This window comes from Leisingera sp. NJS201, assembly GCF_004535885.1.
Classification (GTDB): Bacteria; Pseudomonadota; Alphaproteobacteria; order Rhodobacterales; family Rhodobacteraceae; genus Leisingera.
Window position 1 is genome coordinate 1,642,078 of record NZ_CP038234.1, and the last position, 13,452, is coordinate 1,655,529.

Annotated in this window: 12 protein-coding genes and 3 pseudogenes; 7 read left to right on the top strand and 8 right to left on the bottom strand. The window is 64.7% G+C overall.

The genetic code is table 11. The annotated features are described in order from the left end of the window. Positions 1–82: 82 nt before the first annotated feature. The 3 genes and pseudogenes from ETW23_RS08155 (at position 83) to ETW23_RS08165 (ending at position 2,343) form a co-directional block, all read left to right on the top strand. Positions 83–505: a PaaI family thioesterase gene (locus ETW23_RS08155; protein WP_129370586.1), complete on the top strand. Its 423-nt coding sequence runs from the start codon at positions 83–85 to the stop codon at positions 503–505. Further along, positions 502–1,020: a PaaI family thioesterase gene (locus ETW23_RS08160; protein ID WP_134829708.1), complete on the top strand. Its 519-nt coding sequence runs from the start codon at positions 502–504 to the stop codon at positions 1,018–1,020. Before ETW23_RS08155 ends, ETW23_RS08160 begins: the two co-directional genes overlap by 4 nt. A gap of 4 nt (positions 1,021–1,024) precedes the next feature. Then, positions 1,025–2,343 (top strand): annotated as a pseudogene (locus ETW23_RS08165) (MATE family efflux transporter). A gap of 36 nt (positions 2,344–2,379) precedes the next feature. Here the strand turns inward: ETW23_RS08165 and arsC are convergent. The 3 genes and pseudogenes from arsC to ETW23_RS08180 all read right to left on the bottom strand — a co-directional run bounded on the left by arsC (position 2,380) and on the right by ETW23_RS08180 (position 4,109). Continuing rightward, entirely contained in the window at positions 2,380–2,721 is a 342-nt protein-coding gene (gene arsC, locus ETW23_RS08170) for an arsenate reductase (glutaredoxin) (protein ID WP_134829709.1), read from the bottom strand. Continuing rightward, a pseudogene (locus ETW23_RS08175) lies at positions 2,718–3,775 on the bottom strand (quinone-dependent dihydroorotate dehydrogenase). The gene arsC and the pseudogene ETW23_RS08175 overlap by 4 nt, the downstream one beginning before the upstream one ends. Next, positions 3,772–4,109: pseudogene (locus ETW23_RS08180) on the bottom strand (DUF952 domain-containing protein). Before ETW23_RS08180 ends, ETW23_RS08175 begins: the two co-directional pseudogenes overlap by 4 nt. Before the next feature lie 162 nt (positions 4,110–4,271). On the opposite strand from ETW23_RS08180, the gene ETW23_RS08185 reads away from it, so the two are divergent. Both ETW23_RS08185 and ETW23_RS08190 read left to right on the top strand, forming a co-directional pair. Continuing rightward, the gene (locus ETW23_RS08185) at positions 4,272–5,852 is read left to right on the top strand and encodes a bifunctional UDP-sugar hydrolase/5'-nucleotidase (protein ID WP_134829710.1); all 1,581 of its coding nucleotides are present in this window, start codon (positions 4,272–4,274) and stop codon (positions 5,850–5,852) included. A gap of 153 nt (positions 5,853–6,005) precedes the next feature. Beyond that, the gene (locus tag ETW23_RS08190) at positions 6,006–6,314 is read left to right on the top strand and encodes a DUF1992 domain-containing protein (protein WP_134831286.1); all 309 of its coding nucleotides are present in this window, start codon (positions 6,006–6,008) and stop codon (positions 6,312–6,314) included. Positions 6,315–6,320: 6 nt separating this feature from the next. Here the strand turns inward: ETW23_RS08190 and ETW23_RS25845 are convergent, their stop codons facing one another. Together ETW23_RS25845 and ETW23_RS08195 are read right to left on the bottom strand one after the other, a co-directional pair. Further along, positions 6,321–6,836 (bottom strand): sulfotransferase, encoded by a 516-nt coding sequence (locus ETW23_RS25845; protein WP_254695175.1) that lies wholly within the window; start codon positions 6,834–6,836, stop codon positions 6,321–6,323. A gap of 26 nt (positions 6,837–6,862) precedes the next feature. After that, a complete protein-coding gene (locus ETW23_RS08195; protein WP_254695176.1) occupies positions 6,863–8,068 on the bottom strand; it encodes a tetratricopeptide repeat protein in 1,206 nt (401 codons plus the stop codon). Positions 8,069–8,159: 91 nt separating this feature from the next. On the opposite strand from ETW23_RS08195, the gene ETW23_RS08200 reads away from it, so the two are divergent. After that, positions 8,160–8,849 (top strand): SOS response-associated peptidase, encoded by a 690-nt coding sequence (locus tag ETW23_RS08200; protein WP_134829711.1) that lies wholly within the window; start codon positions 8,160–8,162, stop codon positions 8,847–8,849. Between the two features lie 2 nt (positions 8,850–8,851). On the opposite strand, the gene ETW23_RS08205 is transcribed toward ETW23_RS08200, so the two are convergent. Continuing rightward, on the bottom strand, positions 8,852–9,343 hold the full coding sequence (locus tag ETW23_RS08205; RefSeq protein ID WP_134829712.1) for a MarR family winged helix-turn-helix transcriptional regulator: 492 nt from the start codon (positions 9,341–9,343) through the stop codon (positions 8,852–8,854). A 203-nt stretch (positions 9,344–9,546) separates the two neighbouring features. On the opposite strand from ETW23_RS08205, the gene mnmH reads away from it, so the two are divergent. Next, complete coding sequence (gene mnmH / locus ETW23_RS08210; RefSeq protein WP_134829713.1) at positions 9,547–10,599, top strand: tRNA 2-selenouridine(34) synthase MnmH; 1,053 nt, start codon at positions 9,547–9,549, stop codon at positions 10,597–10,599. 240 nt (positions 10,600–10,839) lie between these two features. Here mnmH and selD read toward each other — a convergent pair whose 3' ends face one another. Further along, positions 10,840–13,002 (bottom strand): selenide, water dikinase SelD, encoded by a 2,163-nt coding sequence (selD, locus tag ETW23_RS08215; protein WP_134829714.1) that lies wholly within the window; start codon positions 13,000–13,002, stop codon positions 10,840–10,842. Positions 13,003–13,049: 47 nt separating this feature from the next. Then, complete coding sequence (locus tag ETW23_RS08220; protein WP_129370597.1) at positions 13,050–13,448, bottom strand: Na+/H+ antiporter subunit G; 399 nt, start codon at positions 13,446–13,448, stop codon at positions 13,050–13,052. Between the last annotated feature and the right edge of the window lie 4 nt (positions 13,449–13,452).

The following is a 13,452-nucleotide window of genomic DNA, read 5'->3' on the forward strand; positions in this document are numbered from 1 at the left end:
AGTGCAACCTCCGCGGCGGCACTCTTGCGCTTTCGCCGGGGCGGGGCCAAAGATGAAGCAGACAATCCAAAGGGGCAGCCCCATGGCCGACAAGACCGACCTCGCGCGCCAGTTCATCGAAGCGATCCCCCATGCCCAGCAATTGGGCATGAAGCTGACTGAGATCAGCGACGGCACTGCCGAAATCCGCATGGCGTATGATGAAAAGCTGATCGGCGACCCCGCAACCGGCGTCATTCACGGCGGCGCGGTCTCGGCGCTGATGGACACCTGCTGCGGCGCCGCAGTGATGAGCCATCCTTCGGCGCCGGGCGGCACTGCCACCATCGATCTTCGCATCGATTACATGCGCCCGGCAACGCCGGGACAGGCGATTACCACCCGCGCCACCTGCCACCAGATCACCCGCAGCGTCGCCTTTGTCCGCGCCGTTGCGATGGACGAGGACACAGACCGCCCCGTCGCCACAGCCGCGGGCGCCTTTACCGTGGAGAAGAAGTTTTGAGCCGCCCCCGTCCAGAACCGATCCAGGTGGTCAAGCAGCGCCGCGATGCGGCCCTGTCGGCGCTGGTGGATTCGGTGCCCTACATCCGCTTCCTGAACGTGACATTTGAGCGCCGCGGAGATGAGCTGACGGCGCAGCTGAATTTTGGTGACAAGCTGATCGGCAACCCGTTCCTGCCCGCCATTCACGGCGGGGTCACCGCGGCCTTCCTGGAAATCACCGCGATGATCACGCTCAATTGGTCGCACCTGTGGCAGCGCATCGAATCCGGCGATCTGGATCCGGCGGAAATGGCCAAGGGCAACCTGCCGCGCCAGCCCAAGACCATCGACTTTACCGTCGATTACCTGCGTTCCGGCCTGCCGCGCGACGCCTATGCCCGCGCCCGCGTGAACCGCTCCGGGCGCCGCTATGCCTCGGTGCATGTAGAGGCCTGGCAGGATCACAAGGACAAGCTGTTCGCCCAGGCCACCGGCCATTTCCTGATGCCGCAGGATCAGAACGGCGAAGGCTGACCTGATGGCCGGCGCCAGCCATGAGATCACCCATAAACGGGTGCTGAAAATCGCCTTGCCGATTGTGCTGTCCAACGCCACGGTGCCGATCCTGGGTGCGGTGGATACCGGCGTGGTCGGCCAGATGGGCCAGGCCGCACCGATAGGTGCGGTTGGTATTGGCGCGGTGATCCTGGCGACGATCTATTGGATCTTCGGCTTCCTGCGCATGGGCACCACTGGCCTTGCGGCGCAGGCCCGCGGGGCCGGGGACTGGGCTGAGACAGGCGCGCTGCTGACGCGCGGTTTGCTGCTGGCCTTTGCGGCCGGTGCCGTTTTCATCATTGCGCAAGGTGCGGTGTTCTGGGGCGCCTTTGCGCTGGCTCCCGCCAGTGCCGAGGTCGAAAACCTGGCGCGGGACTACCTGCAGATCCGGATCTGGGGGCGCCTGCCACGATTGCGCTTTATGCGGTCACCGGCTGGCTGATCGCGGTCGAGCGCACCCGCGGCGTGTTCCTGCTGCAGGTCTGGATGAACGGGCTCAATATCGTGCTGGACCTGTGGTTTGTGCTGGGTCTTGGCTGGGGTGTCGAAGGCGTAGCCATCGCCACGCTGATTGCGGAATGGACCGGGCTGGCGCTGGGGCTGTACCTGTGCCGTGATGCCTTTGCCGGTGATCAATGGCGCGACTGGGCGCGGGTGTTCGACCCGGCGCGGCTGAAGCGGATGATGCAGGTCAATGGCGATATCATGGTGCGCTCGGTGCTGCTGACCGGCTCTTTCACCACCTTCCTGTTCATCGGCTCAGGCATCGGCGATGTGAACCTCGCCGCCAATCAGATCCTGCTGCAGTTTGTCGAAATCACCGCCTTTGCGCTGGATGGCTTTGCCTTCTCTGCCGAAGCGCTGGTGGGCGGTGCCGTCGGCGCCAAGGCCCGCCAAAGATTGCGCCGTGCTGCGGTGATCTCCTCGCAATGGGGCGTCGGCGGGTCGGTTCTGCTGGGCATTGCCTTTGCTGCGGGCGGCCCTTGGCTCATCGACCTGATGTCCACGTCACCTGAAGTGCGCGACGCGGGGCGGGTTTTTCTGATCTGGGCGGCGGTGCTGCCGGTCCTCAGCGTGGCGAGCTACATGTTCGACGGCATCTATATCGGCGCCACCTGGACCCGCGACATGCGGTGGGCGATGCTGCAATCGGTGGCCATCTATGTCGCGGCGCTGCTGCTGCTGGTTCCTGCCTTTGGCAATCATGGCCTTTGGGCCGCGCTGATCGTGCTGAACATCGCCCGCGGCGTCACGCTGGGCCTGCGCTATCCGCGGCTGGAGGCGCAAGTGGGCGCCTGAATGTGCAAGGCGGGCCTATTGGCCCGCCGCAGCCGCTTACAGCAGCGTTTCAATCGCCTCGGTGGGGCGTCCGATCACAGCCTTGCCATCCATAATCGCAATCGGGCGCTCGATCAGGATCGGGTTCGCGGCCATCGCGGCCATCAGGTCATCTTCCGGGCTGTCCTTGGTCAGGCCCAGCTCCTTAAAGATTTTCTCGCCGGTCCGTACCATCTCAATCGCCGGGGTGCCAAGGGCGGTCTGAACCGCTTTCAGCTCCTCAACCGAAGGCGTATCCTCCAGATACACCCGCGTCTGCACATCCGCGCCGCGCTCCTCAATCAGCGCAAGGCCCGCGCGGGATTTTGAGCATTTCGGGTAATGCCAATATGTAATCACAGCCAATCCTTCCGTTTGGTGCCAACCGCTTGTGCGACGTTGTCAAAGCCATCCCGCGCCAGCAGCGCGTCCAGCCCGCGGGCGATGTCTCCTGCCAACGACAACCCGCCATAGACCATCGCGGTGTAGAACTGCACCGCTGACGCCCCGGCGCAGATCTTGGCATAGGCCTGCTCCGCCGTGCTGATACCGCCGACACCGACCAGCGGCACTTGGCCCTCCAGCAGCTCCGACAGCTGCGCAAGCACCCGGGTGGATTTTTCAAACAGCGGCGCGCCGGACAGACCGCCGGCCTCGCCCTTATAGGCGCTTTGCAGTCCGTCGCGCGACAGGGTGGTGTTGGTGGCAATCACCGCGTCGATGCCGGTTTCCAGCGCGACGGCGGCGATGTCCTCAATGCCTTCGCGGTCCAGATCCGGGGCAATCTTCAGGAACACCGGCACCCGGCGGGAAAGGCCCTCGCGGGTTTCAATCACACCGGCCAGCAGCGCCGACAGCGCCGCCTTGCCCTGCAGGTCGCGCAGTTTTTCGGTGTTGGGGAGGACACGTTGACAGTGGCAAAGTCCAGATGCGCACCGCAATGGGCCAGCACCTTGGCAAAATCCGCCGCGCGGTCCTCGCTGTCCTTGTTGGCGCCAAGGTTCAGGCCGATGACGGCATCGCGGGGACGTTGCGCCAGCCGGGCGCCGATCGCCTCCATGCCCTCGTTGTTGAAGCCGAAGCGGTTGATCGCCGCCTTGTCCTCGGTCAGGCGGAACAGGCGCGGCTTGGGATTGCCGGGCTGCGGGCGCGGGGTGGAGGCACCGACCTCAATAAAGCCAAAGCCGGATTTTGACAGCGGCGCCAGCGCCTCGGCGTTTTTGTCATAGCCTGCGGCGAGGCCCACCGGGTTCGGCAGATCAATGCCCGCCAGTGTGGTCTTCAGCCGCGCCGAAGTCACCGGGCCGGGGGCAGGCGCCAGCCCCATGTTCAGCGCCTTGATTGACAGGCCATGGGCGGTTTCCGGATCGGTCTTGTGCAGGGCGGCAAGGGCCAGTTTCTCGGTCAGCTTCATGCCATCTCCTCCGGGAATTGATGCACGCCCTCCGCCAGCGGCAGCGGCTTGGCCCAGACAACATCGCTCAGTCGGATAATGCGGTAGAGATGCGGGAATTCGGCGCCGCCGCGGGAAATCTCCCATTTCAGATCCGCCCCCATTGCAACCGCATCGCAGGCCAGCAGGGTCAGCCCCCGGCACCGGCAAAATGCTTGGCCGCGGTTTCCGCCGCCTGGGTTGCGGTGGAGAAATGGACGTAACCGTCCGCCACATCAATCGGCGCGCCAGTGGTCTCGCCCGCCGCCTGCAGTGCGGCCCATTCGTCCGCCCGGAAAATCTTGTAAATCAGCATGACGGCCTGATGCCTTGTGTTTGCGGGTGAATCAAGGGGGATTGGCGGCAGCAACCGCGCAGAGCTGACGCAAGGGGAGGCGGCGGCCCGGCTTTTCCCCTTTGACCGGCGCAGGCTTTGGGCGCAGGATTCTCCCAAGACAGATCAACAGGAGCGCCCCAAATGATTGCACGCATTCTTACGTCGGTTGCAGCCCTGACCCTCACAGCCGGCGCGGTGGCGGCGGAGTACAAGCTGACCATCCTGCACACCAACGATTTCCACGCGCGGTTCGAGCCGATCAACAAATACGACAGCACCTGCGACGGTGAGGATCAGGCCGAAGGCAAGTGTTTCGGCGGCACCGCGCGGCTGGTGACGGCCATCGCGGAGGCGCGGGCACGGGCGGAGCATTCGATTCTGGTGGATGGCGGCGACCAGTTCCAGGGTTCGCTGTTCTATACCTATTACAAGGGCAAGGCCGCGGCGGAATTCATGACCCAGCTGGGCTATGACGGGATGACCGTCGGCAATCATGAGTTTGACGACGGGCCGGAGGTGCTGCGCGGCTTCATGGATGCGGTGGGCTTTCCGGTCTTGATGTCCAATGCGGATGTCTCAGGCGAACCGGCACTGGCGGATGTGCTGAAGAAATCCACGGTGATTGAGCGCGGCGGCGAAAAGACCGGCCTTATCGGCCTGACGCCCGAAGATACGCATGAGCTGGCAAGCCCCGGTAAGAACGTGCATTTTTCCGACCCCGTGGCGGCGGTGCAAGCAGAGGTCGACAGGCTGACCGCGGAAGGCGTGACCAAGATCGTGGTGCTCAGCCACTCCGGCTATGGCATCGACCAGCGGGTGGCGGCGGAAACCACCGGCGTTGACGTGATCGTCGGCGGCCACAGTAACACCTACCTGTCCAACAGGTCGGACAAGGCCGCAGGGCCGTACCCGACAGTGGTGAATGGGGTGCAGATCGTACAGGCCTATGCCTATGGCAAGTTCCTGGGTGAATTGAGCGTGACCTTCGACGATGCGGGCAATGTGACCAGCGCCTCAGGTGAGCCATTGATCATGGATGCTGCCGTCAGCGAAGATGCGGCCACCCTGGACCGGATTGCCGAACTGGCGCAGCCGCTGGATGAGATCCGCAACAAGGTGGTGGCGGAAACGGCCGCACCGATTGAGGGCAGCCGTGACATTTGCCGGGTGCAGGAATGCCAGATGGGAAATCTGGTGGCTGATGCGATGCTGGACCACGTACGGGATCAGGGCGTGACCATTGCCATTGCCAACTCCGGCGGTATTCGCGCCAGCCTGGATGCGGGTGCCGTCACCATGGGCGAAGTGCTGACCATCCTGCCGTTTCAAAATACGCTGTCGACCTTTGAGATCAGCGGCGCAACCCTCATCCAAGCGCTGGAAAACGGGGTCAGCCAGGTGGAGGAGGTCAAGGGCCGCTTTCCGCAGGTTGCAGGCCTTACATTCAGCTGGGACGCCTCAGCTGCGCCGAACGAGGGCCGCATCAGGCAAGTGATGGTGGCCGAGGGCGGGGGTTTTGTGCCGATTGATCCGGCAAAGAGATACCTTGTGGTCACCAATGACTATGTCCGCAATGGCGGCGACGGCTATGCGATGTTCGAGGGCGACGACAAGAATGCCTATGATTTTGGCCCTGATGTGGCCGATGTGCTGGCAGAATACCTGGCGGCGCAAGGCCCGTATTCGCCCTATACCGACGGGCGGATTTCGCGGGTGAAATAGGCGCTGTCAACTAGGTCCGAACCGGATCCAATGTTTCGCGCGCGAAACATTCGGGCAGGGAAGCTGCCACATTATTTTCGGTGATTGTTAACCTTTGCCGGCGGTTCGTAAACGGGCTGGCGGGTGGCAGGGGGGCATGGCAGAATGCGGGTCATGGACCACCCGCTGATCGACCTCATCAATGCCCGGATCGAAGCCGCCGAGAAGGACGGCGCCTTTGACAATTTGCAAGGCGCCGGCAGGCCTCTGCCGGACTGCGGCGATCCGGAAAACGCGCTGGTCAACCGGCTGGTGCGCGAAAGCGGCGGGGTGCCGGAGTTTGTGAGCCTGTCGCGCGAGCTGCAGCGCCTGCGGGCAGAGCTGCGCGAGGCCGGCGACCGCAGCCGCCGGCAGGAGATCCTGAAAGAGATGTCGATGATGGATGCCCGGTTGGAACTGGCGCGTAAAGCTTACACGAAATAGGCCGGTTTACCCTTTGATTTCCGGCCAGATTTCCGGGTCCAATCCGTCGACGAACGGCGCCAGGACATCGGCGTATTTCTCCCACTTGCCGATTGAGCGCGTGTGCGCCGTCTGCCGCACTTGGGTGTTCGACAGTGTCAGAACCTGGCCCTCGTGGCGTTCCGGGTGGGCCATGTCCTCAACCCAGTTCAGCCCGCAGAACGCGGCCAGCTTGCGGCTTTCGCCCTCGATATCGGCAACGAAATCTTCATAGCGCAGGTCATAGATCCGCCCCGGCATCACTCGCCGCCAGTGCTGCATCAGCCGGCCATAAAGGTTGAACCGGTGCGCCATGGCCTTCAAATCATAGGCATAGGTGAGTGAGCTGCCGGAGAAATAGCCGCGCCAGATCGACAGCGCCACATCGCGCGGATCGCGGCAAAGATGAACAATGCGTGCATCCGGGTAGGCGGTCAGCAGATGGCCCAGCAGCCGGTAATTGTCGGGCATTTTGTCGACATAGGCCGCGGTGCCCTCGGGCATCTGCGGCAGGCGGCTGATGTCCTCGGCTACGAATTTGCGGGCGGCCTCGGGGTGAATCCCTGACCCTTGTCGATATAGGGATGCAGCAGGAAGGCCGGCACGCCGCGTTCGCCCAAGGGAAACACATCCGGGTGCAGGCCGATCACTGTTTCCGTCAGCGTGGTGCCGGAGCGCGGCATCCCCACCACATAGATCGGGCGCGGGCCGTCAACTTCAGTTTCGGCCGGGGGGATCGCCTCCGGGAAGGCCGCCATGATGCGGCTGAACTGGCGTTCGCTGTCCTCGTAATCATAGGGGTTCTGCGCCGCCATACAGGCGTTTGCCTCGTCGTTGTGGGCGGCAAAGCCGTCCTTGTCGCCGCCTTGATCGGCTATCCGGGCCAGGGCAAAGCTGACGTTGGCCCGGTCGAGCGAGCGGGGGGCGGCCGCTTTCAGCGCCTTTTGCGCCACCGGCAGCAGCTCTGCGTTCTGTTCACGGCTGTTGAGCCGGGCCAGCATTTCCAGCACCTGGCTGTCCTTGGGGTCCAGATCCAATATCGCCAGGCAATGGGTGCGGGCGGCATCGGACTCTCCGTTGGAGATCAGCTGGCTGGCCAGCCGCCGCCGTGCCTCCAGATTGCCGGGCGCCAGGGCAACGGCCTTTTGCGCGGCTTCTGTGGCCTCGTCCTGCCGCATCAGCCGGGCCAGCGGCAGGCTGATATTGGTCAGCGCATCCACGTCATCAGGGTTCAGGCGCAGGGTGGCCTGATAGTCTTCCAGCGCGGCCTTTTCGTCGCCAAGGTTCTTCCAGGCCATGGCGCGCAGCCGCAGCATCCGCGGCTGTTTGCCATCGCGGGCGAGCGCATCGCTTGCGGTGGCGATGGCCGCTTCGGGATCATTCTGCACCAGCTGCGCCTGCGCTTTCAGATACAGCGCGCCCTGATCGGCGGGCAGATCCGCCAGCACCCGGTCCAGCAGTTTCATTGCGGTCCCGCCCTGCTGCAGGAACAAAAGCGTCTGCGCCAGGTTCTTGCGCGCGTCATGAAAGCCGGGCGCCAGGGCCAGCGCCTTTTTGAAATGCGGCACCGCATCGCGGTGTTTGCCAAGCCCGGACAGAGAGATGCCCGCGATGTTGGGAAAATCCGGATGGGTCTTGTGCCGTTTCATCCCGGCTTTGGACTGTTTCAGCGCCTGTTTGAACTTGCCCTGATTGAGAAAGCCGAACGCTGCCTGGAGGTCGTTCTGAAGAGTCATGAGGCCTATCCGTCTCTTGGTGTCAGGGCGGCTGCTTCCCGGATGTGCGCAGGCACTTTGCGCGGGGGCAGTCCTGGGTTAGAAAATCAGCATGTGCGGACGATTTGCCATAACCCTGCCCAATGATGCAATGGCGCAGCTGTTTGCGGCGCAGCCTGCGAACACTTTGCCGGATGTGCCTGATTATAATGTCTGCCCCACCAATACGGTGCATGCGGTGCAGGCCGGGGAGGGGGGCCGCCAGCTGGTGCCCATGCGCTGGGGGTTCTTGCCGCAGTGGTATACGGCTGAGACCGCCGGGCCGCTGCTGATCAATGCCCGCGCGGAAACCATTGCGCAAAAACCCGCATTTGCCGCCGCCTGCCGCAATCGGCGCTGCCTGGTCCCGGCCACGGGGTTCTATGAATGGACCAAAGCAGGCGATGGCGCCCGGCTGCCCTGGTACATCCGCCGCAGCGACGCAGCCCCCTTGGCCTTTGCCGCCATCTGGCAGAGCTGGGGAGCGGAACACCCGGTCAAGACCTGCGCCATTGTCACGACCGCGGCAAATGAGGCGCTGTCGCCTATCCACCACCGGATGCCATTGATCCTTGAGCCGCAGGACTGGGGCAGATGGCTGGGCGAGGACGGGCCAGGTGCCGCGCGGCTGATGCAGCCGGGGGCGGCGGGCGTTCTGGATTTCCACCGGGTGGATCCGGCGGTAAACTCCAACCGGGCCAGCGGGCCGGAGCTGATAGAGCCGTTTGAGGACGGGGATATCCCGCGCGGCCGGCTGATCTGAGGTTACTCGGCTGCTTGGCGGGACGGCAGGTCGCGCTGCGGCGCGCGGCTCAGGCCATTGGCGGCGATGGCCGCCTTTTGCAGCAGGGCCACAAAGATCTCGCGTTCCGAATCCGTAAGGCCCGTCAGGATGCCTGGCTGGGCGGCCCGCACAACCGGCAGGATCCGTTCCAGCAATGCTTCGCCTTCGCCGGTCAGGCTGACCTCGCGCGCCCGCCGGTCTGCCTTGGAGATCCCGCGGGCCACCAGCCCCTTCTCCACCAGCCGGTCCACCACCTTGCCCAGGGTGGCCCGGTCATAGGCGATGAGCCCGGCAACCGAGGCCTGGTCGATGCCGGGATGGCGGTGGATCGCGGCCAGGGCGGAGAACTGCACCGGGGTAAGGTCGGCACCTTCCTCAGCCATCCGTTCCATAAACTGGGCGACCGAGATCTGATGCAGCCGCCGGATCAGGTGGCCGGGCAGGGTGTGAATGTCCAAAGGGTCGCTGTCCATGGCCTTCTGGTCCTTGCCGGCCTGATGGGGCCGGTCTGCTGGGTTCGGTCTGCTGGTGCCGGTTTGCTGGTCCGGGCCTTTTGCCCGCGGGTCTGTTCACCCTGACTGCCATACTGCCCTGTGCGCAGTACGTGCAAGTTTTATTGCCGCAACTGCGGCATTTGCGGCTTTTCCTTGCCGAAGGCGCGGGGTAGGCATGGGCCATGGCGCTGAAATTCACCTCCCTGCAAGACTTCTATGCCCACGGGTTCGACACCGTGATCGATGTGCGCAGCCCGGCGGAATATGCCGAGGACCATGTGCCGGGCGCAATCAGCCTGCCGGTGCTGGACAATGAGGAACGCGCCGAGGTCGGCACCATCTATGTGCAGGACAGCCCGTTCAAGGCGCGCAAGCTGGGCGCGGCGCTGGTGTTCCGCAATGCCGCAAACCACATCGAGCAGCATCTGAGCCACCATGATGGCGGCTGGAAACCGCTGGTCTATTGCTGGCGCGGTGGTCAGCGGTCGGGGTCCTTCACCTGGATGCTGCAGCAGATCGGCTGGCGCGCCGAGGTGGCGGAGGGCGGCTATCAGACCTATCGCCGTCTGGTGAATACGGCGCTGTATCAGACTGCATTGCCGCATCGGCTGGTGGCGCTGGACGGCTATACCGGATCGGCCAAGACCGAGGTGCTGACGCGGGCCGGTGCTCTGGGCGTGCAGGTGCTGGATCTGGAGGGGCTGGCAAATCACCGCGGCTCGCTCTTGGGGGACATGCCGACGCCGCAGCCGTCGCAGAAGGGGTTTGAATCCGCCCTGGCGGGCGCCTTGATGCGGCTGGACCCCAGCCGCCCGGTGCTGGTGGAGGCGGAGTCGAGCAAAGTCGGCCAGCGGATCATTCCGCCTTCGGTCTGGGCGGCAATGAAGCAGGCACCGAGGATTGACCTGCAGGTGCCGGTTGCGGCCCGCTGCCGCTATTTGGTGGCGGCTTATGACGACATCCTGTCAGACGCGGACCGTCTGCGCAAAAAGCTGGCCCCCTTGCGCGCGTATCGCTCAGGCGCGGTTGTTGATGGCTGGTTCACCAGCATTGCCAAGGGCGACAAAGCCGGGCTGACCGAGGCGCTGATGGCCGAACATTATGACCCCGCCTACCGCAAGTCCCGCACGGCTATTGGCGCAGAGGTTGCTGCCACTGTCGACGCAGAGGCGCTGGATGACGCAGGCCTGGATGCCGCAGCGGCGCAGGTGGCGGCGATCATGTCCCGTCTCTGACAAACGATACTCCCGCCCGTCGCCGGCACATCAAAGATGCCCCGCTCCCGTTGGGCGCGGCGCTGCGCTGGCGCGCAGCGTGCCTGCGCACCCGGCGGCAAAGCCGCCTGCCAGGCAGCGGGACAGGAGTATTTTCACAAAGGTGAAGCACCGGAACAGGGCTTCTTTCTGGTTGAAAATACCCCGGGGTGAATTGGTCCGCAGGGCCAAGAGGGGCTGGCCCCTGTACGCCAGGCGCCGCTAGGCACTGAGGGTGATGGCGCCGGGGCTTGAGTTTACCTTGCCGATGCGCACTGCCGGGTATCTGGCTGCGCGCAGCCGGTGCAGCAAATCATCAGCCTGATCCGCGGCGACCGCTGCCAGCAGGCCGCCCGCGGTTTGAGGGTCGAACAGCAGGTCCTGCCAGCCAGTGGTTTTCAGTTCCGGTACAGCGGCTTGATTGGCGGGAAACAGCGACGAGCGGATGCCGCGGTCCGCCAGTTCAGCGGCGCCCTGCATCAGGGGGATCTTACTGGTGAAGATTTCTGCGCCCGCGCCGGAGGCCTCGCAGATGCCAAGCAGATGGCCAATAAGGCCAAAGCCGGTCACGTCGGTCATTGCGCGGGCGTCCTGCAGGATGCGGGCGGCTTTGCCCTGCGGCTGGCTCATCTGTGCCAGCGCGGCGGCGACCCATTCCCCCTTAGCCAGGCCCGCCATTTCCGCGGCCATCAGCACGCCGGAGCCGATGGGTTTGGTCAGGATCAGCGCGTCGCCCGGTTTGGCACCCGCCAGGGTGATGGCAGGGCGGGGGCAGAGGCCGGTGACGGTGAACCCGATGGTCAGCTCATCCCCCAGCGAGGTATGGCCGCCGATTATGGCGGCGCCGGCCTGCTGCATGACGTCCGAGGCGGCATCCATGATCTCCTGCAGGGTCCGGGCCTGCAGGCCGGGTGACATCCGCGGCAGGATCAGGTTGGCGGTGGCGGCCTGCGGGTCTGCCCCCATCGCCCAGATGTCGCCAAGCGCATGCACGGCTGCGATGCGGGTCATCAGGACCGGGTCGCTGGTGAAGCTGCGCAAATGGTCGGTGCTGATCACCTGATTGACGCCGCCGGTGGTCAGAAGTGCGGCGTCGTCGCCGGGCAGCGGGGTGATGTCTTTGCGGTCCGCAGGCGCAAGTCCTGCGAGCGCGCCAAGCAGCGCGTCGCGGCCGACTTTGGCGCCGCAGCCGCCGCACATGGGTTTGTCGCCAAGTGCGGCCTCCATGCCCAGTGTGTGTTCGGCCGGAAGGGGCAGCGCGTCCATTGCAGGCAGGTCACGGAACTTCTCCATGAAGGCCTGGTCGATGCGGTCTTTCCAGGTCCACATCATGGGGCCGGCCAGCGTGGTGCCGAAGCGTTCGCCAAGCGCCTCCCTGGCGCCCATGGAGATGAGTTTCAGGTAGTCCTTTTGCGGGCGGTACCTGCGCAATGGATCGCCAGTCAGGGTGCTGCGCAGGTTGTGGTACAGCACCGGCGCCTGGCGCACTGCGTAAACGCCGGCCTTGGGACGCAGGGCGAAGTCCATATGGGCGCAGTCGCCGGTGGCAAAGACGTTGGCGGCGGAGCTTTGCAGGGTGTCACTGACCCGGATGAAGCCGTCCTGCAGGTCCAGGCCGCTGTCTGCGAGCCAGCCATAAGGGCGGGCGCCGGCGGCGCCGGTGGTAAAGTCCGACAGGATCTCGCGCCCGTCTTCCAGCACGATATAGCCGTCACAGATGCGCGCGATTTTCGCGTTCTCCTCCAGCCGGACGCCCTGTTCGACCAAAGCGCGGCGGAGTGTCTGGCGGGCCTTTTTGCCAATCGCGCGCAAGGCCTGGCCGTTGTCGATCAGGGTTGCCTGCGCCAGCCGGCCGCGGGATCTGAGAGCAAAGGCCATCGCCAGGATCAGCTCTGCCCCCGCCACGCCGCCGCCGATCACGGCGACATGGGCGGGGGTGTCACCGTCGCGGAACGCGTCCCATCGGGCGGCGAAACGTCCCAGCGGCTTGGCTGGGATCCCGTAGCCGGCAAAGCCCGGCAGGTCCGGCATGGCAGAGGTGATGCCGACATCAACCGAGGCCACGTCATAGCCGATGGGCGGGCGGCCCGGCACATGCACCAGCCGGGCTGCGGTATCGATATGATCCGCCGCGCCCAGCACCACGCGGGCGCCGGCAAACCGGGCCAGACGCACCAGATCGATGTCCAGTTCATCACGCGCGTAATGTCCGGCCACAAACCCCGGCAGCATGCCGGAGTAGGGCGCAGCGGGACCGGGGTTGATCACCGTCAGACGGGCGCCGGGCAGCGGCCGCATGCCCCATTTGCGCAGCACCAGCGCGTGGGTGTGGCCGCCGCCGACCAGCACCAGATCACGGGTCAGGGGAAGTCGCGAAGAATCCATATCTTGTCCAGCCTTTGCAGCGGGCCGGAACGCACATCAATCTGCCCTTACCGGGGCGTTTCCGTGCGGCCGGCGTTTTTGCGTTCCTCGTCCTCTGGCGTGTCATGGGTGGCCCAATGGTCATCCTCGCCCGCCGAGGGCATGGTGTCGCGGCTCTCTTGCCGGTGGATATGCACCTTGGCAATGAAATTGGCGGTGATCGGCGCAGTCAGGAACAGGAACAGAGTGATCATCAGCTCATGCACCGAGAAGTATTTCTCAAACGCTGCCGCATGCAGCATTGAGGCCAGCAGCACGCCGCCGACGCCCAGGGTGGTGGCCTTGGTCGGGGCGTGCAGGCGCGACATCGGATCGTTGAGCTTGAGCAGCCCGAAGGAGCCGACAAAACCGAAGACCCCGGCAATCACCAGAAAAGCGGCAACGAGGAATTCAAACAGGCTTTCCATGTCT